General features: G+C 70.4%; 20 protein-coding genes. 12 read left to right on the top strand and 8 right to left on the bottom strand.

Annotated features, from left to right (window positions below; genetic code table 11):
• Positions 1 to 71: 71 nt before the first annotated feature.
• Both AB0B94_RS06720 and AB0B94_RS06715 read left to right on the top strand, forming a co-directional pair.
• Complete coding sequence (locus tag AB0B94_RS06720) at positions 72 to 1,799, top strand: IlvD/Edd family dehydratase (protein ID WP_357269271.1); 1,728 nt, start codon at positions 72 to 74, stop codon at positions 1,797 to 1,799.
• Between the two features lie 112 nt (positions 1,800 to 1,911).
• Complete coding sequence (locus AB0B94_RS06715; protein ID WP_357269898.1) at positions 1,912 to 2,898, top strand: LacI family DNA-binding transcriptional regulator; 987 nt, start codon at positions 1,912 to 1,914, stop codon at positions 2,896 to 2,898.
• Positions 2,899 to 2,997: 99 nt separating this feature from the next.
• Here the strand turns inward: AB0B94_RS06715 and AB0B94_RS06710 are convergent, their stop codons facing one another.
• The gene (locus tag AB0B94_RS06710) at positions 2,998 to 4,632 is read right to left on the bottom strand and encodes a cellulose binding domain-containing protein (protein ID WP_357269895.1); all 1,635 of its coding nucleotides are present in this window, start codon (positions 4,630 to 4,632) and stop codon (positions 2,998 to 3,000) included.
• Positions 4,633 to 4,881: 249 nt separating this feature from the next.
• The gene (locus AB0B94_RS06705) at positions 4,882 to 5,817 is read right to left on the bottom strand and encodes a hypothetical protein (RefSeq protein WP_357269268.1); all 936 of its coding nucleotides are present in this window, start codon (positions 5,815 to 5,817) and stop codon (positions 4,882 to 4,884) included.
• 279 nt (positions 5,818 to 6,096) lie between these two features.
• Here AB0B94_RS06705 and AB0B94_RS06700 point away from each other — a divergent pair, with 279 nt between their 5' ends.
• Positions 6,097 to 6,924 (top strand): SAM-dependent methyltransferase, encoded by an 828-nt coding sequence (locus AB0B94_RS06700; RefSeq protein ID WP_357269892.1) that lies wholly within the window; start codon positions 6,097 to 6,099, stop codon positions 6,922 to 6,924.
• 22 nt (positions 6,925 to 6,946) lie between these two features.
• Here the strand turns inward: AB0B94_RS06700 and AB0B94_RS06695 are convergent, their stop codons facing one another.
• Positions 6,947 to 7,471 (bottom strand): MarR family winged helix-turn-helix transcriptional regulator, encoded by a 525-nt coding sequence (locus AB0B94_RS06695; RefSeq protein ID WP_357269265.1) that lies wholly within the window; start codon positions 7,469 to 7,471, stop codon positions 6,947 to 6,949.
• Between the two features lie 144 nt (positions 7,472 to 7,615).
• Here AB0B94_RS06695 and AB0B94_RS06690 point away from each other — a divergent pair, with 144 nt between their 5' ends.
• Positions 7,616 to 9,895, top strand: coding sequence for an LLM class flavin-dependent oxidoreductase (locus AB0B94_RS06690; RefSeq protein WP_357269262.1), 2,280 nt, complete (start codon positions 7,616 to 7,618; stop codon positions 9,893 to 9,895).
• On the opposite strand, the gene AB0B94_RS06685 is transcribed toward AB0B94_RS06690, so the two are convergent.
• On the bottom strand, positions 9,892 to 10,602 hold the full coding sequence (locus tag AB0B94_RS06685) for a DNA alkylation repair protein (protein ID WP_357269258.1): 711 nt from the start codon (positions 10,600 to 10,602) through the stop codon (positions 9,892 to 9,894). The genes AB0B94_RS06690 and AB0B94_RS06685 overlap by 4 nt on opposite strands.
• Positions 10,603 to 10,925: 323 nt before the next feature.
• Here AB0B94_RS06685 and AB0B94_RS06680 point away from each other — a divergent pair, with 323 nt between their 5' ends.
• The 3 genes from AB0B94_RS06680 (at position 10,926) to AB0B94_RS06670 (ending at position 13,177) form a co-directional block, all read left to right on the top strand.
• A complete protein-coding gene (locus tag AB0B94_RS06680; RefSeq protein WP_357269255.1) occupies positions 10,926 to 11,627 on the top strand; it encodes a GAF and ANTAR domain-containing protein in 702 nt (233 codons plus the stop codon).
• 68 nt (positions 11,628 to 11,695) lie between these two features.
• Positions 11,696 to 12,229, top strand: a complete 534-nt coding sequence (locus tag AB0B94_RS06675; RefSeq protein WP_357269252.1) for a hypothetical protein — start codon at positions 11,696 to 11,698, stop codon at positions 12,227 to 12,229.
• A 63-nt stretch (positions 12,230 to 12,292) separates the two neighbouring features.
• Complete coding sequence (locus AB0B94_RS06670; protein WP_357269250.1) at positions 12,293 to 13,177, top strand: pyridoxal-phosphate dependent enzyme; 885 nt, start codon at positions 12,293 to 12,295, stop codon at positions 13,175 to 13,177.
• Positions 13,178 to 13,182: 5 nt separating this feature from the next.
• Here AB0B94_RS06670 and AB0B94_RS06665 read toward each other — a convergent pair whose 3' ends face one another.
• Positions 13,183 to 13,824: an HD domain-containing protein gene (locus AB0B94_RS06665; protein ID WP_357269248.1), complete on the bottom strand. Its 642-nt coding sequence runs from the start codon at positions 13,822 to 13,824 to the stop codon at positions 13,183 to 13,185.
• A 131-nt stretch (positions 13,825 to 13,955) separates the two neighbouring features.
• Here AB0B94_RS06665 and AB0B94_RS06660 point away from each other — a divergent pair, with 131 nt between their 5' ends.
• Positions 13,956 to 14,969 carry a DJ-1/PfpI family protein gene (locus tag AB0B94_RS06660; protein ID WP_357269245.1) on the top strand — a complete coding sequence of 338 codons (1,014 nt, stop codon included), beginning with the start codon at positions 13,956 to 13,958 and terminating at the stop codon, positions 14,967 to 14,969.
• Between the two features lie 63 nt (positions 14,970 to 15,032).
• Here AB0B94_RS06660 and AB0B94_RS06655 read toward each other — a convergent pair whose 3' ends face one another.
• Positions 15,033 to 15,878 carry an NAD(P)H-binding protein gene (locus tag AB0B94_RS06655; RefSeq protein ID WP_357269242.1) on the bottom strand — a complete coding sequence of 282 codons (846 nt, stop codon included), beginning with the start codon at positions 15,876 to 15,878 and terminating at the stop codon, positions 15,033 to 15,035.
• An 83-nt stretch (positions 15,879 to 15,961) separates the two neighbouring features.
• Between AB0B94_RS06655 and AB0B94_RS06650 the strand changes: the two genes are divergently transcribed.
• The 3 genes from AB0B94_RS06650 to AB0B94_RS06640 all read left to right on the top strand — a co-directional run bounded on the left by AB0B94_RS06650 (position 15,962) and on the right by AB0B94_RS06640 (position 18,425).
• Positions 15,962 to 16,441 carry a MarR family transcriptional regulator gene (locus AB0B94_RS06650; protein ID WP_357269238.1) on the top strand — a complete coding sequence of 160 codons (480 nt, stop codon included), beginning with the start codon at positions 15,962 to 15,964 and terminating at the stop codon, positions 16,439 to 16,441.
• A gap of 99 nt (positions 16,442 to 16,540) precedes the next feature.
• On the top strand, positions 16,541 to 17,731 hold the full coding sequence (locus AB0B94_RS06645; protein ID WP_357269235.1) for an MFS transporter: 1,191 nt from the start codon (positions 16,541 to 16,543) through the stop codon (positions 17,729 to 17,731).
• Between the two features lie 64 nt (positions 17,732 to 17,795).
• A complete protein-coding gene (locus AB0B94_RS06640; RefSeq protein ID WP_357269232.1) occupies positions 17,796 to 18,425 on the top strand; it encodes a VOC family protein in 630 nt (209 codons plus the stop codon).
• Between the two features lie 104 nt (positions 18,426 to 18,529).
• On the opposite strand, the gene AB0B94_RS06635 is transcribed toward AB0B94_RS06640, so the two are convergent.
• Positions 18,530 to 19,138 carry a TetR/AcrR family transcriptional regulator gene (locus tag AB0B94_RS06635; protein WP_357269229.1) on the bottom strand — a complete coding sequence of 203 codons (609 nt, stop codon included), beginning with the start codon at positions 19,136 to 19,138 and terminating at the stop codon, positions 18,530 to 18,532.
• A gap of 116 nt (positions 19,139 to 19,254) precedes the next feature.
• Between AB0B94_RS06635 and AB0B94_RS06630 the strand changes: the two genes are divergently transcribed.
• On the top strand, positions 19,255 to 20,265 hold the full coding sequence (locus tag AB0B94_RS06630) for an aldo/keto reductase (RefSeq protein ID WP_357269226.1): 1,011 nt from the start codon (positions 19,255 to 19,257) through the stop codon (positions 20,263 to 20,265).
• Positions 20,266 to 20,281: 16 nt separating this feature from the next.
• Here the strand turns inward: AB0B94_RS06630 and AB0B94_RS06625 are convergent, their stop codons facing one another.
• The gene (locus AB0B94_RS06625) at positions 20,282 to 21,109 is read right to left on the bottom strand and encodes a hypothetical protein (protein WP_357269223.1); all 828 of its coding nucleotides are present in this window, start codon (positions 21,107 to 21,109) and stop codon (positions 20,282 to 20,284) included.
• Positions 21,110 to 21,111 lie beyond the last annotated feature (2 nt).

Below are 21,111 nucleotides of genomic sequence, written 5' to 3'. Positions count from 1 at the left end.
CGCTGCCAACCCACCACACGCATTGATCGCCGCACAGACCGCGGCCGGACGGATGACAGAGAGGTGTGCTGATGTCGACGACGAATCGACCGCTGCGCAGCGCGCAGTGGTTCGGTGCGGAAGGCCGCAACGGGTTCATCCATCGATCCTGGATGCGCAACCAGGGGTTCGCCGACGACGTCTTCGACGGTCGCCCGGTGATCGGCATCGCCACCACCTGGTCGGAGCTGACACCCTGCAACGCCCACCTGCGCGACCTCGCCGAGTCGGTGAAGCGGGGCGTGTGGGAGAGCGGGGGCCTGCCGCTGGAGTTCCCGGCGATGAGCCTGGGCGAGCCGCTGATGCGACCCACGACCATGCTCTACCGCAACCTGCTGGCGATGGAGCTGGAAGAGTCGGTCCGCGCCAACCCGCTCGACGGGGTGGTACTGCTCTCCGGCTGTGACAAGACCACCCCCGGCCTGCTGATGGGAGCGGCGAGCGTCGACCTGCCGACCCTGATGCTGACCGGCGGCCCGATGCTCAACGGCAAGTTCCGCGGCCAGGACATCGGCTCCGGCACCGTCGTTTGGCGCTTCACCGAGGAGATGCGGGCCGGCCGGATGACCGCGGCCGACTGCTCCGAGGCGGAGGTCGGCATGTCCCGCAGCCGAGGCCACTGCATGACAATGGGCACCGCGTCCACGATGGCCTGTGTGACCGAGGCGCTGGGCGTGCAACTGCCGGGAGCGGCCGCCGTGCCGGCGGTCGACTCCCGGCGGTACGCGCTCGCGCACGCCGCCGGACGCCGGATCGTCGCCATGGTCGAACAGGACCAGCGGTTGTCCTCGGTGCTCACCAGGCAGGCGTTCGAGAACGCCGTCCGGGTCAACGCCGCCATCGGCGGCTCCACCAACGCCGTCGTACACCTGCTCGCGATCGCCGGACGCCTCGGCGTCCCCCTGTCGCTGGAGGACTTCGACATCCTCACCGCCGAGGTGCCGATGCTCGTCAACCTCATGCCGTCCGGGAAGTACCTGATGGAGGACTTCGCCTACGCCGGCGGCCTGCCGGTGGTGATGAAGGAACTCGCCCCGCTGCTGCACATGGACCACGTCACGGTCAGCGGCAGGAGCGTGGCGGAGAACGTCGACGGCGCCCAGTGCTGGAACCGGGACGTCATCGGCACCATGGAGGAGCCGTTCCAGCCCGCCGGCTCGGGCACGGTCGTGCTGCGCGGCTCGCTCGCGCCGTCCGGGGCGGTGTTGAAGGTCTCCGCCGCCTCCGCCCACCTCCTCACGCACACCGGCCCGGCGCTCGTCTTCGACCGAATCGAGGAGTACGTGGTCGCCGCCGACGACCCGGACCTCGACGTCACCCCGGACACGGTGATCGTCGTCCGCAACGCCGGACCACGGGGCTACCCCGGGTTCCCGGAGGTGGGCAACGTGCCCATGCCACGACGGTTGCTCGCCGACGGCATCACGGACATGGTGCGGATCTCCGACGCCCGGATGAGCGGCACCGGTTACGGCACCTGCATCCTGCACGTGGCGCCGGAGGCGTCAGTGGGCGGCCCGCTCGCACTGGTACGCACCGGCGACCTGGTCTCCGTCGACGTTTCGACGCGCCGCCTGGATCTCCTGGTCGACGACGCCGAACTCGCCCAGCGCCGTGCCGCCTGGCAGCCTCCGGGTCCGGTGGCCGACCGGGGTTGGGTACGGCTCTACAGCGAGCACGTCCTACAGGCGGACAGCGGTGCGGACCTCGACTTTCTCGTCGGTGGCAGCGGCAGCGCGGTGCCCCGTCACTCACACTGACGGCCACGACCGGACGAGGCCCACGAGGAACTGATTCCATGGAAGAACGGACGGCCCGCCAGTGCGAGTTCACGCAAAGGCCGCTGTGACAGCGGCCGACCGGCCCCCGGTCATGGCCGACGTCGCTCGCCTGGCGGGCGTGTCACACCAAACGGTGTCCCGGGTCATCAACGGGGCACCCAGCATCAGGCGCGAGACGCGGGAGCGGGTCCTGGAGGCCATCCGGCGACTCGACTACCGTCCCAACACCGCCGCCCGGGCGCTGGTGCGCGGACGGTCCGGAATGATCGGCATCATCGGCACGGCCAGGACGCTGTTCGGTCCGACGAGCATCCACCGCAGCGTCGAGGACGCCGCCCGCGCGGCCGGCTACTTCGCCACCTCGGTGAGCCTCTCCGAGGTGACGGTACGGGCGCTCAGCGACGCCACCGAACACCTCATGCGCGTCGGCGTGGAGGGCGTCGTGATGATCGCCGGCAACGATGAGGCCCTCGAGGTGGTGCGGATGACGCGCTCGGGTGTCCCCTTCGTCGTCGTGGAGGGCGATCTGTCCAGGGCCAGCGTGACGGTCGGCGTCGACCAGGTGCTCGGCGCCCGGATGGCCACCGAGCACCTCCTCGACCTCGGGCATCGAGAGATCGTGCATGTGAGTGGTCCGCTCAACTGGGCGGAGGCGCGCGCTCGCCTCGAAGGGTGGCGTCAGGCGATGAGTTCCGCGGGCCTACGCCCGCCGGAGCCGGTCGAGGGGGACTGGAGAGCGCACAGCGGCTACGTCGCCGGGCTGCGGATCGGTGTGATGCGCGCAACCACTGCGGTGTTCGCCGCCAATGACCAGATGGCCATCGGGGTGCTGCGCGGGTTGCACGAGTGTGGGCGACGGGTGCCACACGACGTCTCCGTCGTCGGATTCGACGACGTGCCCGAGGCGCCCTACCTCATCCCGCCGTTGACGACGATCCAGCAGGACTTCGACGCGGTCGGTCGGCGGGCCATCACCGCCGTCACCCAGGCCATCGACGACACGGTGCCGCAGCGTCTGCCGCTGGTCGTCCCCAAGCTCGTGGTGCGGCAGAGCACGGCGCCGCCGACCGCCACCTGAACAGCCAGAACCTCCACCGGATGCCCGCCGACGGGCGGGAGCCCGGGCGTGTGGCCGGGGCTCCCGCGACACCGATCGTGCGTGGGTCGAACGAGGTGTTCAGAGCGTGAACACGAGGGTGGAGATGCTGCGGGCGCCGACGTTGATGGTGGCCTGACCGCCGTTCACGCTGGTCGGCTGGCTGGCCGCGTTGGCGTTCTGCGAGGTGAGGTAGTGCTCGGCCCGGCTGACGTTCTGCGGGGCCTGGATCACGGCGTTGTTGACCGCGCTGTTCGAGCGGTTGAGGATCACCAGGGTGATCTTCCCGTCGCCCTGGTAGGCGGTCACCTCCAGCGGCGAGGCCTTCGAACTCTTCGACAGAGCGACCCGCTGGTAGCCGGGGCGGACGTACTTCGCGTACTGCGAGAAGGCGTACCCGCGCTTGAGCGGAGCACCAGCGACGGTGCCGAACGCCGACTCACCGTCGCCGATGAACGAGTAGTAGCGCTTGCCGTACCACCAGATGTAGGCGTTCCAGTTGGCCTCCATCGACTTGTGCACGGTGCGCATGATGTCGTCGAGGGTCTCGTTCCAGACCGCCGTGTTGGCGGGGTTGCCCCAGATGTTGGAGCCGCCGCCGTCGGCGGCGTGCAGGTTCCACTCGGTCATCCACACCGGCTTGTTGTGCTGCTCCGCCAGCGAGTACGGCCGCAGTCGGCCCGACTCCTCGGTGCCGTACAGGTGTCCGCCGATGTAGCCGATGTTGTTGCGGGCGGTCGCGTCGTTGAGGGTCGGATCGGTGAAGTTGTAGTTCATGTTCACCGCCTCGGCCACCATCAGCTTGGTGTTCTGCACCTTGGTGCCCTGGTCGCGCACGAAGGTGCGCAGCTCGGTGCCGCTCCAGTCCATCGAGTCGTAGTCCGGGTGCCAGTCCGGCTCGTTCTGCACGGACGTGACGTCGATGGATACGCCCTGGCCGCGCATGTACTGCACGTAGCTGTTCAGATGGTTCGCGTAGTCGTCGTAGTAGTCGGTCTTCAGCTTGCCGCCGTTGACCCGACTGTTGTTGGTCTTCCACGCCGCCGGCGCGGTCCACGGTGAGGCGAGGATCTTCACGTTGGATCCGTACGACTTCGCCGTCTTCAACGAGTTCACGTGCGTCGCCCACTCGCTGGATTCCGGCGACAGGCCGGTCCGCACGATGGAGAGCCCCAGCTGGTTGGCACCCATCCCGACCAGTGTCTGGGTGTCCGTCGTCGACCAGGCGCTACCCCAGATGGACTGCGCGGCCCCGAAGCCGTCGACCGTCTGGTACCTGGTCGCGCTGTTGACCGTGATGTCCGCCGGCCCGGTCGGCGGCGGGGTGGTGGGCGGCGGATCGGTCGGCGGCGGGTCGGTCGGTGGCGGGGTCGTCTCGGTGCCACCGGTGCAGCCCACCCCGTTCAACGCGAAGGTCGTCGGATCGGGGTTGCTGCCGGTCCACGAGCCGTTGAAACCGAACGAGACGGTCCCGTTGGTCGCGATGGCCCCGTTGTAGCTGACATTCTTGGCGGTGACGGCGGCGCCGCTCTGCGTCAACGTTGTGTTCCACGCCTGCGTGATGGTCTGTCCGGCGTTGTAGTTCCAGGTCAGCGTCCAACTCGTCAGCGCGTCGCCGAGATTGGTGATGGTGACGTTGGCGCCGAAGCCGCCCTGCCACTGCGACGACACGCTGTACTTGACCGAACAGCCGGCGGCGGCGGCCCCCGCTGGCATCGCCACGGCGACCGCTGCCGATGCCAGCAGGACGGCGCCGGCCGACACCAGGGCGGCGTTCTTCGCTCTTCTTCTCACGAAACTCCTCCTGAGATGGTGGTGGCATCCACGCCTCGGGAGGGCTCGTCTGCGGCGAGATCAGCGGTGGTGGTGCGGTGGGGGTTGGGAGCGCTCCCAGGTGCTTGATTCAGAAAGTTAATTCGTATAACGAATCCTGTCAATGCAATCGGCCTGAGCGCGACGGCGCCGTCACCGGCCGCAGGCGCCGCACTGCCGGCGGGTGCGCAGGTGGTAGTCGGTGGACGCGATCACCAGGCCCACCCCCATGACGAGGTACGCCGACATCGCCACCCACAGGAACGCATCGGAGAACTCGCTGTACGAGCCCGACATCACCTGCGCCATCCCCATCCCGAAGTAGGCCACGATGCCGGTGCCGAGCCCGAAGCCGGGCACCAGCAGCAGCAGACGAGGAATGGTGCGCCCCGCGAGCAGCGGAACCCACTCCGGCCAGACCTCACCCCAGTGGTGTGCCAGCGCCAGTGGCAACAGCACTCCGGCCAGCACCAGGCCGATCTCCAACCCGAGCAGGGAGGCGCTCTGATCGACGCGGTCGAACCCCACCACGAACTGGGCCGCGAAGCGGGTCACCAGACCGCCCACAGCGGCCCACGCGGCCCAGCGCGCCCACCGCGCGGGCGCCGAGCGACGCGTACCCGGTCGGACCGTCCGGCAGCAGACTGGACAGTCGCCCCGGGTGCGCCGCTGATAACGCGCGGTGGCCAGAGCGAGCAGCACCGCTCCGGTGACACAACCGAGCCGGCTGACGAACGCCAGCGGGTCGAAGAACGGGCCGACGGTGAACAGCAGGAAGCCCACCAGCTCCGGCAGCAGGATCGCGGCTGCCGCGACCAGCGCTCCGGCGACAGCCCAGGCGAGCCCGGCAAGCGCTGGCCGCCAGGTCGCCACCCGGTCCAGGGCAACCGCCAGCCCGCCCGCGGCCGCGCACAACGCCACCGACCACCAGCCGGTGAAGCCGAGCAGGTCGAACCCGAGCCGCCCGAACTCCGGAGCCTCGCCGACCGTCCAGGCCAGACGCACGCCCCCGTATGCCACGGCCCAGCCGAGCACCGCGTACGTCAGGCCATGGAGGCTCCGTCCGACAATCTGCCTCGATGTCGTCATGCACCGATCCTGCTGGCGTCGCGCGGCGGGCGGACCCCGCTGACGGGGGAAGGCGTTCCCTCGCGGGAGGGACCGGCCGGACCGTGGGTGCGCCGAACAGAGCCGGACACGGGCACGCGATTCCAGCGTGGCGGGTGCGTCAAACACTCGTGTCACTTGTGGAGTGACGGGGTGTGGTGTGAATCCTCGGCCTTCTATACCGTGGCACGGTCACGGGTGGCCACTTCCTCGACTGGGCCGTCCCGGTACGCGTTCGACACGGGGGAGTTCGTCATGACCATGGAATCACCGACGACCGGCCGGGCCGAGGCCGGTGAGGCTGGCGCGCAACAGAAGATCGACACGTCGGTGCCGCATTCGGCGCGGATCTGGAACTACTGGCTCGGTGGCAAGGACAACTTCGCTGTCGACCGTGAGGCCGGGGACCAGTATCGCCAGGTCTTTCCCGGCGTCGTCGACGTGGCCCGGGCCTCCCGGCAGTTCCTGGTCCGCTCGATCATGTTCCTCGCTGCCGACGCGGGCATCCGCCAGTTCCTCGACGTCGGCACCGGGCTGCCGACCGCCAACAACACGCACGAGGTGGCCCAACGGATCGCCCCGGACGCGCGGATCGTCTACGTCGACAGCGACCCGCTGGTGCTGGTGCACGCGCGCGCGTTGCTGGTGGGCACGCCCGAGGGCAGGACCGCCTACATCGACGGCGACCTGCGCGACCCGGCCGCTGTCATCTCCGAGGCCGGCAAGACGCTCGACTTCGCGCAGCCGATCGGTCTCATCCTCAGTGGTGTCATGGGTCACGTGCCCGACTACGAGGCGGCCCGTTCGGTCACCCGGCGGCTGGTGGCGGCGCTGCCGAGCGGCAGTTACCTCTCGCTGAACGACGGCACGAGCCTGATCAGCGCCGAGATGCAGCAGGCGCAGGACGACTACAACGACAGTGGCGCGACTCCGTACACTCTGCGCTCGCCCGACGAGATCGCCGGTTTCTTCGACGGCCTGGAGCTGGTCGAGCCCGGCGTCGTGCCGTGCCCGCAGTGGCGACCGGACGACGCCGTCGACACGCCTGCCGACATCGATGCCTTCGGCGGGGTGGGCCGCAAGCGCTGACGCCGCCGCGCGGTACTGCCGGTCAGCCGGTCTGGTCGGCTGGCGGGAGGACGCTCTGCACCGCCACGCAGGGGTCCGTGGCGGGTGCGGCGACGTGGATCGCCTCGGCGGCCCGGGCGGCGAGGTCACGAAAGACCTCGCGCTGCTGCTCGGGTAACCCGCCCAGGACGTGGTCCTCGACGTGGGCGACCCGCCGCTCGGCCTCGGCGAGCGTCCGGCGTCCGCGTTCGGTGGCCACCACCCGTCGGGCCCGTCGGTCCTGGGGGTCGGGCCTGCGCTCGATGAGGCCGGCGTTCGCCAGGTCGTCGATGACGTAGGTCAGCACGCTGCGGTCGATGGCCAGGCGAGCGGCCAGGGCACCCTGCGTGGGCACCTCCTCGTGCACGACGACGGCCAGGATGTGGTACCCCCGACTGCCGTGCGGCAGGTCCTTCAGTAGCTCCTCGACGCGCTCCTGCCAGCGGCGCAGCACCATGCCCAGCGACCAACCGAAGTTCGAGCCGCGCTTGCGGTCGGCCGGCAGCTCGCACGGATCGGTCACGGACATGTCCCGATGCTAGTGGCCGGCGCGTTGATCATCATCCGACATCACCGCAGCCCAGGAATGATCGGCCACCAAGATAGGTTGTCTGACAAACGATAGGCGCAGAACATCATGGGCTGATCAAACGATCGCATGGATGGTGAGACAATGTCGGACTACGGGCACGAACTCCGGTTTGGGTCGTTCCTGACACCCAGCGTGCACGACCCGGATCAGGTGGTGACGCTGGCCGAGCTGACCGAGGCCGCAGGGCTGGACCTGGTCACCTTCCAGGACCACCCGTACAACGCGGAGTTCCTCGACACCTGGACCCTGCTGAACTGGGTCGCCGCCCGCACGGAACGGCTCCGGATCTCGGGGAACGTCCTCAGCCTGCCGCTGCGCCCGCCGGCCGTGCTGGCCCGGGCCGCGGCGAGCCTGGACCGGTTGTCGCACGGCCGTTTCGAACTGGGCCTCGGCGCCGGCGCGTTCTGGGACGGGATCGAGGGCATGGGAGCACGTCGGCTGACCGCTGGGCAGGGAGTCGCGGCCCTGCGGGAGGCTATCGACGTCCTGCGCGGCGTGTGGGACGACACCGCCACCGGACCGCTGCGGCTGGACGGGGAGTTCTACCCCGTACCCGGAATGCAGCGCGGTCCGAAGCCGGCACACGACATCGACATCTGGCTCGGCGCGTACCAGCCGAAGATGCTGGCCCTGACCGGCCAGAAGGCCAACGGCTGGCTGCCGACGCTGGAATACCTGCGATCTCCGGACCGGGTTACCGCCAACCGGCTCATCGACGAGGCGGCCGTCGCCGCGGGCCGCGAGCCCAGGGAGATCAGGCGGCTGCTCAACCTGTTCACTGTCGACGTCTCGTCGCGCAGCAGCGGCTTTCTCCAGGGGCCCGTCGAGCAGTGGGTCGACCAACTGCTTTCGCTGGTCCTGGAGGAGGGGTTCAGCACCTTCCTGATCGGGCGCGACGACCCACGCCTCATCCAGACCCTCGGGCAGGAGATCGCCCCGGCGCTGCGGGAGGCGGTCGCCAGGGAGCGCACCGGGGGTGAGGTCGGCGTCGGGCCGGTCCGCACGACCGTCGCGCTGGCCGAGCGGCACCCCGGCCTCGACTACGACGCGCTGCCCCCGTCGCTGGCCGACAGGTCCGTCGAGCCGGGTGACCAGGAGTACGAGCGGGTACGCCACACCTACAGCTGGCACGGCTCGCCGGCCCTGGTGATCCGTCCGCGGAACGCCGCCGAGGTGGTCGACGCCGTGTCGTACGCCCGGACGCAGGATGTCCCGCTGTCGGTGCGCAGCGGCGGACACGGCATCAGCGGCCGGTCGACGAACGACGGGGGAGTCGTCATCGACATGTCGAGGATGAAGAAGGTCGAGGTGCTCGACCGGGCGACACGTCGGGTGCGGCTGGAGCCGGGTGCCCGGTGGGGCGACGTGGCCCAGGCGCTTGCCCCGTACGGCCTGGCCATGAGCTCGGGCGACTACGGAGACGTGGGCGTCGGTGGTCTTGCCACCACCGCCGGCGTCGGATACCTGGCGCGCAAACACGGCCTGACCATCGACCACGTCGTCGCCGCCGAGATCGTCACAGCGGATGGCCGGCTGCTCCGCGTCGACGACGCGCATCACCCCGACCTGTTCTGGGCCGTCCGCGGCGCCGGTGGGAACTTCGGGGTGGTCACCGCGCTTGAGCTGGAGGCGTACGAGGTCGACAAGGTCGTCTACGCCCAGCTCGTCGCGGACGCGACAGACACCGCCCGACTGCTGCGCCGGTGGGGCCAACTGGTCGAGGACGCGCCACGGGAGTTGACGAGCTTCCTCTCCCTCTTTCCCGGCCGCCGTGGCAACCCCCCGGCTGCCCAGGTCACCCTCGTCTACGCCGGTGCGGACGTCGAGGCGGCACAGTCCGCCCTGAGCCCGTTCCTGGAGATCGGACCGATTCTCGACCAGCAGGCGCAGCTCGTGCCGTACCCGGCGATCGTCGCGCCGCCGGGCAACCAGCATCGGGGGCAGGGGCTCAAGGACACCCGCAGCGGTCTGCTGCACCACGTCACACCGCAGGCCGCCGACCTCATGGAGAACATGATCCACTCCGGCGACGTGATGATCATGCAGTTGCGATCCGTCGGCGGGGCGGTCAACGACGTGGCCCGCGACGCGACCGCCTACCCGCACCGGGAGCAGAACTTCTCGGTACTCGCCGCCACGGTCCCGGACCGCCGGCCCCAACTCGACAAACTGTGGGCCGAGCTGTACCCGCACCTCGACGGCCTGTATCTCAGCTTCGAGAGCGACACCGATCCGGCTCGACTGCTGGACGCCTGGCCCGAGCCCACCCTCGGCCGGCTGCGCGCCATCAAGGCCAGCTACGACCCGGACAACGTCTTCAACCGGAACTTCCCGATCCCACCGGCGGGGCCGGTCGCCTAGAGGGCACCGGACAGGTAATCGCGGCGACGCTGCGGTTCGAACTTCTCGATCGCGTACCGCAGCATGACCCGGGGCATGACCCGGTAGCGGCGGGAGAGGAACTCCTCCTCCGCCGCCCTGTCCCGGTTGCCCACCTCGCGCAGCATCCAGCCCACCGCCTTGCGGACGAGGTCGTGCGGGTCGTGCAGGAGCCGGTCGCCGAGTCGGAAGGTCCACTCGAAGTCACCGGCCTTGATGAAGGCGAAGGTCGCCATGATGGCGATGCGCCGCTCCCACACGAGGCTCGACCCGGCCAACCGGTCCAGGACGCTCCGGTCCCGGTCCATCAGCCAGGGGCCGACGATGTACGGCGCGGACGAGTCCACCAGGTCCCAGTTGTTGATCCGGCCGGTGTTGGCCAGGACGACGTCGAAGATCTGACCCCGTTGCGGCTCGTCGCCAGTGCCGAACTTTCGGACCAGGATGAGCAGCGCTGTCAACCGTTCCTCGTGCGCGCCGCCGGTGAGCAACTTCGTCGTCTCGGCCAGCGAGAGGTCGCGCCAGAACCTGCCGGCAACAGTGCGCTGGTCGGGCACTGAGACACCGAGGGCCCGGTCGCCCTCGCCGTACCCACCGGGCACCATCTGGAGGAACCGGCTCGTCGCCTCGGCGCGACGTGGATCGGCGAGGCTGGCGAGTGCCCGAGACACGTCGACGCTGGTGGCCATGACCGTCGACGCTACCGGGGCTCACCCGGCGCGGCGAAGGCGTGCGAGCATTCCGCCCACCACGTCAGCCAGTTCACCGGCTCGGTGTGACGGGGCCACCGAACGACAGCCGTCGTGGCCGGACATTCGCGACCCCGGCCCGGTTGAGCTGATCGGCGGGAGCACCGGCCACCAGGCGAACAGTTGGGTGTGAGTGGGTGGTTCAGGGGGTAGGACCACGCCTGCTGACGACCGCCCGGGGGCGGAGGCGCCGACATCCGACGTGGTGCCGGCCGTGCCGGAATTTCATTCCGGCGGACGCCGATCGAGGAGGGCGTACTGCGATGACGCAGCCGACGATGGATCCCACCGACGCGTTGGCCGAGCTGGGCCGGGTCAGACTCGACGAGGTCAGCCTCGACGACATGCTTCTCCGGATCGCCGAACTCGCCAAGGGGAGCATTCCTGGGACGAGAGAGGTGACTGTCACTCTGGTGCGGGGTCGGGTCGGTTGGACCGTGGCATCCACCGGCGAGCTGGCCCGTCAGCTGGACGAGTGGCAGTACGAGCAGCACCGAGGCCCGTGCCTGGACGCCTCCGCCAGCGGCGACACCATCTCGGTTCCGGACATGGCCACCGAAGAGCGCTGGCCGGCATGGGCGGAGAGGGCTCGCGCCACCGGCGTACAGAGTTCCCTCTCCATCGGGCTTCCCATCCAGGGGTCGGTGGTCGGCGCGCTCAACGTCTACAGCGATTCGGCGAACGCGTTCGACCCAGCCTCGATCGCCAACGCGGAGGGCTTCGCCGCGTACGCGGCGGTCGCACTGGCCAACGCGCACCTGTACGAGAACGCCGCCACGCTGGCGGCGCAGATGCAGGAGGCGATGCGGAATCGGGCCGTGATCGAGCAGGCCAAGGGGATCATCATGGGGAGCCGGCGGTGCTCGTCGGAAGAGGCGTTCGCGCTGCTGTCGAAGATCTCCCAGGACTCCAACCGAAAGGTGCGCGAGGTCGCCGAGGCCCTGGTCGCCCAGGCGGTGGGCTGAGACTCAGGGCTCCAGGTCCGGTGCCCGCTCGTGGGTGTGGGTGCCTGGTCGGTGGGTAGGGCTGCATCATGCTGAAGCGAGCGGTGTGGCAGGGACTGGTGGCGGGCCTGGCCGGGGCGGTGGTGATGACCGCCGCCGAGAAGATCGAACAGCGGGTGACCGGTCGGCCCGACTCCTACGTGCCGGCCCGGGTTCTGGCCAGGCTGACCGGCCTGCCGGAATCCTCCGGGCAACAGCCCCGCTGGCAGAACCTGGCGATGCACTACGGCCAGGGTGCGCTGGTCGGCGTGCTGCGCAGCGTCATGGCGCAGGCCGGGCTGCGTGGTGTCTGGGCTTCAACGATGTTCACGGCGGCGCGCCTGAGCAACGACCAGATCCTGGAGAACGCCACCGGCGTCGGGGCGCCTCCGCTGACCTGGCCCCGTCCCGAGCTCGCCATCGACGTGTTGCACAAGTCCATCTACGCGTTCGCCACCGGAGCGGTGGCCGACGTGCTCGCCGCCCGCGACGGCGCGGGTCCCGGGCAGCGGCACGCGGCGCTCCGTCCCGGTCGCCACGCGGACGTCGGTCCGTTGCCCCGGGCAGCAGCAGGTCGGGCATAGCCGCCGAAGAGCGCCCACGCTCAGGAAGCTGCGTGCGGAGCCGGAGAGTGTTTAGCTGCACGGATGATCACACCGGTTCCCCTCGGTACCTGGCCGACGCCGTTGGAGGCCGCGCCCCGGCTCGCCGCCCGGCTGGGGCTGGCCGAGCTCTGGCTCAAGCGTGACGATCTCAACGGCCTCGGCGGGGGCGGCAACAAGATCCGCAAGCTCCAGTACACCTGCGCCGAGGCGATCGCCGTCGGTGCCACCGCTGTCATCACCTCCGGGGCGCCGCAGAGCAACCACGCCCGGCTCACCGCTGCCGTAGCCGCGCGGCTCGGCCTCTCCTGTGTGCTGGTGCTCGCCGGCTCGCCCCCGGAGCGTCGACGAGGCAACCTGCTGCTCGACGGGCTCGCCGGCGCGGAGATCGTCTGGAGCGGCGACCGTCCGCTCGCCGAGGTGGTGGCGACCGAGGCGGAGCGACGATCGGCGTACGTCATTCCGTTCGGCGGCACCTCACCCCTGTCGATCCAGGGTTATGTGGACTGCGCTCGGGAGCTGCGGACCCAGTTGCCGGACGCCGACGGGGTAGAGGTGGTGGCGGCGCTCGGCTCCGGCGGGACGATGGCCGGCCTGGTGCGGGAGTTGGGCGTGCAGCGGGTGATCGGCGTGGACGTCGGTGCCGTGCCGGACCCACGGGCGACAGTCGCCGGGCTGCTCGTCGGCGAGGTCGAACCGGACGCGCTGCGGATCGACGGCACCCAGGTGGGTGCGGGATACCGCACGTTCACCGACGCCGTCCGGGCGGCGCTGGAGGTGACCGCGCGTACGGAGGGAGTCTTTCTGGACCCGACGTACACCGGTCGGGCGATGGCGGCGCTGCTGGCTGGCAGCTTCCCGCACGGCGACCGGGTCGTCTTTCTGCACAGCGGCGGTCTGCCGGGACTCTTCGGCCACCCCGAGCTGTAGGGGGTTCATTCGGGCCAGGCGGAGCCCTCGATGACCCGGACGAAGTCGATGTGGCGGTAGCCGGGCACCCGGTGCTCCAGCACGTCGCCGTTGACGGTCCCGAAGGTGGTGTCCGGCCGGTGCCGGAAACCAGCGGCGAAGGCGTCGACGATGGCCCGCTTGAAGTTCGGCCGCGGGTGTGCCGTGGTGACCGCCGCGATGTCGGCCGGCGACAACTCGTGGTAGCCGATCCCGAGCACGTCCGTTTCGACACCTGCGGTGACCAGGGCGACCTCGGGCTCCAGGCGGTACGGAACCTCGGGCGTGGTGTGCAGGGCGATCCCTTCCCAGACGAGTCGGGCCTCGTGTTCGCCGATGCCGTTGGATCGGAGGAAGCGGCGTGCCTCGTCGGCGCCGTCGAGTTCGAAGCGCTGATCGTCGCGGCGGTAGCGCTCGGTCAGTCCCAGATCGTGGAACATTGCTCCCACGTAGAGCAGCTCGGGGTCGGCCTTCAGGCCGAGCCGCCGACCCTGGAGCGTGCCGAAGAGGAAGACCCGCCGCGAGTGATGGAACAGCAGGTCGTCGGTGGCCTGGCGGACCAGTTCGGTGGCGTCGGTGGCGAGCTGCGAGTCGGGGATCTCGATGCCGGCGATCGTTGTCTGGCTCATCACGGTCCTGTCGGTTGGGGAGCTCAGCTGGGCTCCGATGCGTCCAGCGTCACCCGCCTGACCCGCCGCCTGCCCCGTCCTATCTGCCATGCTTCCCTCAGATCAGGACAACAACGGAAGGGGTTGACGCGGTGGGCAGCCGGGCGGCGGGGGTACACCGGGTCACGGCCCTCGTCTTCGACGGCATGACGTTGCTGGACCTTGCCGGACCGTTCGAGGTCTTCGCCGAGGCCGCCAAGTTCGGCGCCCGGTACGAGCTGGAGGTGCGCTCCAGCGATGGTGCCGCCGTCCGTGCCTCGACGGGCCTGCGCGTCCACGTGGATGGCGCGGCCGATGCGGCGACCGACGTCGGGACCGCCCTCGTGGTCGGCGGCGACGTGCTGGCGCTGCGCCCGATCAGTGCCGAACTCACCGCCGCCGCCGCAGCGCTGTCGGGCGGCGCCGATCGCACCGCCGCGGTCTGCACCGGCGCGTTCGTCCTGGCCGCCGCCGGCCTGCTGGACGGTCGGCGGGCGACGACGCACTGGCAGCACGCGCGGTTGCTTGGCGCCGCATTTCCGCAGGTCAGCGTCGAGAGCGACGCGATCTTCGTGCGGGATGGGACGATCTTCACCTCCGCCGGCGTGTCCGCGGGCATCGACCTCGCGCTGGCCCTCGTGGAGCGCGACCACGGTCCGGAGGTCGCCCGGTCGGTGGCCCAGTCGCTCGTGGTCTTCCTGCAACGGCCCGGTGGCCAGTCGCAGTTCTCGCCGTCGCTTGCTCTGCCCCGACCGCGCACTCCGGTGCTGCGGCGGGTCATCGACGCGGTGGCTGCCGACCCGGCCGACGACCACTCGGTGACGGCCCTCGCCGCCCGGGCGCACGTCAGCCCCCGCCACCTCTCCCGGATGTTCCGGCAGGAGGTCGGCAGCAGCCCCAGCAAGTACGTGGAGGGCGTGCGGGTCGACGCGGCCATCCGGTTGCTGCACGCCGGGAAATCCGTCACCGCCTGCGCCCAACAGGTCGGCATTGGTAGCCCGGAGACGTTGCGCCGGATGTTTCTCGCCCGGGTGGGGGTGCCGCCGCGCGCCTATCAGCAGCGATTTCGAACGACGGAGCGGGACTCGACGATGATGCCGGACGACGAGGGCCCGCCGGACCAGTGAACCGCGCGGCGGTGCCCTCCGGCGGAGTCGCGCCGGAGGGCACCGCGCCGAACCGTCGACGGATCAGACGCTGGCGAACTGCTCGCGGTGATCACTGGCGAACTCGGCGAAGGTCCGCGGCTGCCGGCCGACGATCCGCTCGACATGGTCGTTGGTGAAGTCGCCCCATCCGGAACCGTAGGCGACCCGGTACTCGGCGAGGACCTCGGCCGACCACTGGTCGAGGCCGGCCTGGAGCAGGCCGTCGCGTGCCTGCTCCGGGCTCTGCGGCACGTAGCGCACCGGCTGGCCGAGGGTGCGGGCGATCTCGTCGGCGGCCTGGTCGAGGGTGATGCTCTCCGGGCCGGTGGGCGTGTAGATCATGCCCTCGTGCTGCTGCGGTGCGGCGAGGATCGCCGCTCCCGCGGCGGCGATGTCCCGGGCGTCGATCAGACCGACCCGCGCGTCACCGAAGAGGCCGTAGAGGTGCTCACCGGCCTTGGCGCCGAGCAGGTTCTGCATGAAGTGACTCGGTCGCAGGATGGTCCAGGGGATACCCGACTGCTGTAGCTCCGCGTCGGAGAGCGCGTGCAGTCGGCCGTTGCGGGTGGGCGCGTCGTGCGCGGCCCCGATCGCGGAGAGCCGGACGATGTGCCGCACGCCGGCCTGTCGGGCCGCCCACACCGCGTTCATGCTCTGGCTCGGTGCCAGCGGGCCCATCGGCATCAGCAGCCACAGCGTCGTCACCCCCTCGAACGCCGGGGTCAGCGTGGTGGGGCGGTCCAGGTCGCCGACGACGTACTCGACCCCGTCCAGCCCCGGTGTGCGCGACGCGTCCCGGACGAGAGCGCGGACCGGCTGCTTGCCGGCCAGTTCCCGCAGCATCTCCCGCGACACCGTGCCGTTTGCCCCGGTTATCAGAATGGTCATGGTCATCCTCTCGGTCAGGCGGACCGAGGTCGGCCCACCGGTCGCCGACGACGATATAGTCCATAACTTGTACCATCCAATGATTGGACCAAATTATGAAGCGCAGCACACTGAAGGAGCAGGACCCCGACCTCGGGATCCTGGCCGTGCAGCTCTCCGCACGCGTCCAGCGGGATATTTTCCGCCGCTCGGCGGAGCAGGGGTTCGACGACGTCCGTCCGCGCCACGGCGCGGTCCTGGCGTACCTGGACGCCGAGGGCACCCGCCCCGGCGAGCTGGCCCGGCTGGCCGGTCGCAACAAGCAGACGATGGGCGCGATTCTCGACGAGTTGGAACGGCTGGGCTACGTCCGGCGTACGCCCGACCCGGCCGACCGCCGGGCAAAATTGATCGTGCCGACGGATCGGGGTCTCAGCTTCATCGCGGCCTCCGACGGCTTCGTGCACCTGATCGAGCAGAAGCTCGCCGACACGCTCGGCCCCGACCGGTACCGCGACTTCAGGGACGCGCTGGCCCGCGGCGTGGCGAGTCTCCCGGCGACGGGCCAGGACACCGAGGGCTGAGCGGGCATGTGCCGGCGCCAAGTGGGTACGCCCCCGTGGCCCTCAGGGCCGGCGGAACGCCCCGGCTGACCGTCCTTCACGCAGCCGAGGAGCACCGACATGCCTATCGCGGGGCGGGCCCGACTCACACCGACGGTCTCCCTGGTGCTGCTGGCGTCGATCCTGGTGTCCTTCCTGGCCGCGTCGGCGGCCCCGACCCCGCTCTACGGTGTCTACCAGGAACGTTGGCACTTCTCGCCGGTCACGACCACGGTGGTGTTCGCCGTCTACGCCCTCGCGGTGCTGGCGTCGCTGCTCACGTTCGGCAGGCTCTCCGACCACGTCGGTCGACGGCCGGTGCTGGCCGTCGCGATCGCGGTGCAGATGCTCGCGTTGGTCGTCTTCATCGTCGCCAACGGCGTTGCTGCCCTGTTGGTCGCCCGCCTCGTGCAGGGGCTGGCGGCCGGCGCCGCCACCGGCGCCGTGGGCGCCGCCATGCTCGACATCGACAGGGCCCGGGGCACGCTCGCGAACTCGATCGCCCCCGGCATCGGCACCGGAAGCGGCGCGCTGCTCTCGGCGCTGCTCATCCAGTTCCTGCCCGCGCCGACGCGACTGGTGTACCTCGTGCTGCTCGTGATCCTGCTGATCCAGGCCGTTGGAGTCGCGCTGATGCCGGAGACCGTCACCCCGATGGCCGGGGCCCGAGGCAGCCTGCGGCCGGACATCACGCTGCCCCGCTCGGTGCGCCAACCCGTCCTGGTCGTCATCCCGGTGCTCTTCGCGGTGTGGGCGCTGGCCGGGTTCTTCGGCGCGCTCGGCCCGGCGTTGATCCGCAGCCTCATGAACACGTCGATCGTGGTCGGTGGTCTGGTCCTCTTCGTTTTCGCCGTCTTCGGGTCGATCGCCGTGCTGGTACAGCGCAACACCGCCGCGCGGACCGTGATCCTGACCGGAATCGTCGCGCTCATCCTGGGCATGGTCGTCACGTTGGTGGCGGTCATGGCGCAGTCGGTCCCGATCTTCTTCGTCGGTCTCGGGCTCGGGGGCGTCGGCTTCGGCAGCGGCTTCCAGGGCAGCCTCAAGACGGTCATGCCGCTGGTCGAGGCGCACCAACGCGCCAGCGTGCTGTCCGTGCTCTACGTCGTCTGCTACGTCGGCTTCGGTCTGCCCACGGTGATCGCCGGCTTCCTCGTGGTCTACGCCGGCGGCTTGCCGAGGACCGCCGACGAGTACTCCGTCGCCGTCATTCTCCTCGCCCTGGTCGCCCTGTTGGGGGTGCGCAGGGCCACCCGGATGGCGCCGGGCTGATGCCGGGAAGCCGGCGCCGAGCACTGATGCAAGCAGTAGCGTGGTGATCAGGAAGGGGGCGGCGATGAGCCCGAAGGTGGCCCAGGGTGACGCGAGTGCGACGTCGCGCATCGAAAGCCTGGACGTCAAGCTTGAGGTGATTGTCATCCCGGTCTCCGATGTCGACCGGGCGAAGGCGTTCTACGAACGGCTCGGGTGGCGGCTCGACCAGACCCCGCCCGGCATCGTCCAGTTGACGCCGCACGGCTCCGCGTGTTCCGTACAGTTCGGCGCCGGGCTCACCTCGGCGGCCCCCGGCTCGGCGATGGCGTACCTGATCGTGTCCGACATCGAGGCGGCCCACGACGCGGTCGCCGCCGCCGGTGTCGAGGTCGGCGACGTCTTCCACGTCAGCCCGAGCGGCCCGGTCGACGGGCCGGACCCGCAGCGGCGCAGCTACGTCTCGCGCGCCACGCTGCGCGACCCGGACGGCAACACCTGGCTGATGCAGGAGATCACCACCAGGCTTCCCGGACGCATCGAGGGTGGCCTCACGTCGTTCGGTTCCACGAGCGACCTGGCGAGCGCGCTTCGGCGCGCGGCCGCCGCGCACGGGGAGCACGAGAAGCGTACGGGCGAGCACGACGACAACTGGCCCGACTGGTACGCGGCGTACATGGTCAGCGAGCAGTCGGGGGCCAAGCCGCCCGAGTGAGCCACGGCGACCGCGTCGGGCCGGCCAGGCTCCGGAGCTCCCTGTGGCCGGCGCGGGCCGGTGAGCCATTGACGACTGGCATCGCCGGGCGTGAGCTACGGCGGTCAACGCAGTCCGCGGATGAGGTTGTCGACCAGGGTGCGGGCGAACTCCTCGGTGAGCGGCAGGTCGGCGATGAGGAGCCGGTGGTAGCAGGCGCCCCAGAGTTGGTCGACGACGGATTCGGGGTCGATGTCGGCGCGTAGCTGCCCCCGGGCCATGGCCCTGGTGAGGATTTCGACGGCGAGGGCCCGACGGGGTCCGGAGTAGCGCTCGCGGTAGGCGGCGGCCAGTTCCGGATCGGTCTGCGCCTGCCCGATGAGTTGGCTGACGACCCGCCCCGCGGTGGTGTCCCGCACCAGATGGACGAAGGCGACGAGCTGGTTGGTCAGGTCGGCGACGATGTCGGCGGTGTCGGTGAAGGCCAGGGTGGGCGCGACGACGGTGAAGTAGCCGTCCAGGGCGAGCGCTCCCTTGGAGGGCCACCACTTGTAGATGGTCATCCGGCTGGCCCCGGCGTGGGCCGCGACCCTCTCGATGGTGAAGCCGGCCATGCCCTCGGCCAGCAGGAGTTCACCCGCGGCCGTGAGGATCTCCGCGCGTACCTGATCGGCGGGGCGGCGGCCGCGACCACGGCGCGCTGGCCTCTGGGCGTCCGGCGTGAGCTCGGCCACTGGTCCTCCCGGTTATATGGACACGTTGTCTACTTGCTGGTTATATGGACACAGCGTACACAGCGGTGCCCGGAAACCACGACGCACCGCGACGACGACCGAAGGGGACGAGGGACATGACGGGTCTACGACGGCGACGGTTGGGTACCTCCGGGCCGGAGGTGTCGATCATCGGGCTCGGCGCGATGGGCATGTCCGACCTGTACGGGCCGGCCGACGAGGCGGAGAGCATCGCGACGCTGCACGCGGCGATCGACGCCGGTGTGAACCTGATCGACACCGCGGACTTCTACGGGTCGGGTCACAACGAGATGCTGATCGGCCGCGCGCTGCGGGAGCGCCGCCGGGACGAGGTGGTGCTCAGCGTCAAGTTCGGCGCACGCCGGACACCCGACGGCGGCTTCCAGGCGGCACCGTACGACGTGTCGGCGGCGGCGGTGAAGGACCGGCTGGCGTACTCACTGCGACGGTTGGGGACCGATTACATCGACATCTACCGGCCGTCGCGGCTGAACCCGCAGGTGCCGGTCGAGGAGACAGTGGGCGCGCTGCTGGAGATGCAGCAGGCCGGCCACATCCGGCACATCGGGCTCTCCGAGGTGGGCGCGGACAGCATCCGCAGGGCCGCGGCGGTGGCGCCGATCAGCGACGTCCAGATCGAGTACTCGCTGCTCTCCCGGGGCCCGGAGGCCACCATCCTGCCGGCGCTGCGCGAGCTGGGCATCGGGTTGACCGCCTACGGGGTGCTGTCCCGAGGTCTGCTCAGCGGCCACTGGTCCGCCGACCGTGCGCTGACCGGCACGGACTTCCGGGCCAACAGCCCACGGTTCCAGGGCGAGCACCTGGCCGCCAACCTGCGCCTGGTGGACGCGCTCGGCCGGGTCGCACAGCGGCTGGGGGCGACCACCAGCCAGGCGGCGATCGCCTGGGTGGCAGCACAGGACGAACAGATCGTGCCGCTGGTCGGGGCGCGGCGGCGCGACCGGCTGACCGAGTCGCTGGCAGCGGTGGACCTGGTGCTCGACCAGGACGCGCTGGACGAGATCGAGCGTGCCGTGCCGGCCGGCGCCGCCTCCGGCCAGCGGTACGCGACCGCCATGATGGCGCTGCTCGACAGCGAGAAGTGACAGCGGCGGGGCGGGTTCAGCTAGCTGCTCGCCAGACCCAGTTGCGACGTTCGTAGAGCGGCACCAGCCCGGCCCGGCGCATGTTGTTCAGCGACGGGTTCTGCTGACCGGGCGCGGGCTTGCCGGTCTCGGCGAACAGCCACCGGCATCCCGCCTCGGTCGCGGCTCGGGCGCGGGCCGCGATCAACGCCGACTGCGCCCCGAGGCCGCGGTGCCCGGTGGCCGTCGCGGCGGCGTTGAGCGAGGCGGCCTCGCCGTGCAGGAACAGGTTGCCGCCCGCGACCAGTTCGCCGCCGTCCCAGGCCGCGTACGGTCGCCACGCCGGCTGGCCGACAGTCGCGGCCAGCATGTCGGTGAGCCCACCGGTCGGCATGCCGAACCCGGTGAGCAGCACGTCGGCCCAACGCCGCGCCTCGGCGGCCGGCACCGGGGCGACGCGCAGACGGGTCTGCGTCGCGGCGACGTCGCCCGGGCGGGCGGCGAGCTTGACCCAGGTGCTTCCCGGCTCAAGCCCGCGCGCGGCGGCGACCTCGTCGAAGCCCGCCGGCAGCACCGACGGCACGAGCTGAAGGACTGCCTGGTCGACGCCCTGCTCCCGGTAGAAGTCGAGGACGCGATCCAGGGTCTGCACTGTGAACGGCTCGGTGGTGCCGAAGCCGAGGGCCTTGTTCCAGTACCCGCCGGAGGGATCGTTGCGCATGGCGAGGGCGACACCGCCGCCGATGCGGGTGGTCGCGATCCCGAGATCGGTGTACGTGGGCCCGGGCGCCTGGGACTCGTAGGAGTGCATGAATTCGCACTCCACGGCTTCGGCGAGCGGGGTCAGGTCGGCTGGCGCGGTCATCG

The organism is Micromonospora sp. NPDC048986 (genome assembly GCF_040649335.1).
Lineage (GTDB): Bacteria > Actinomycetota > Actinomycetes > Mycobacteriales > Micromonosporaceae > Micromonospora > Micromonospora alfalfae.
This window is presented reverse-complemented; position numbering and strand designations above follow the sequence as displayed.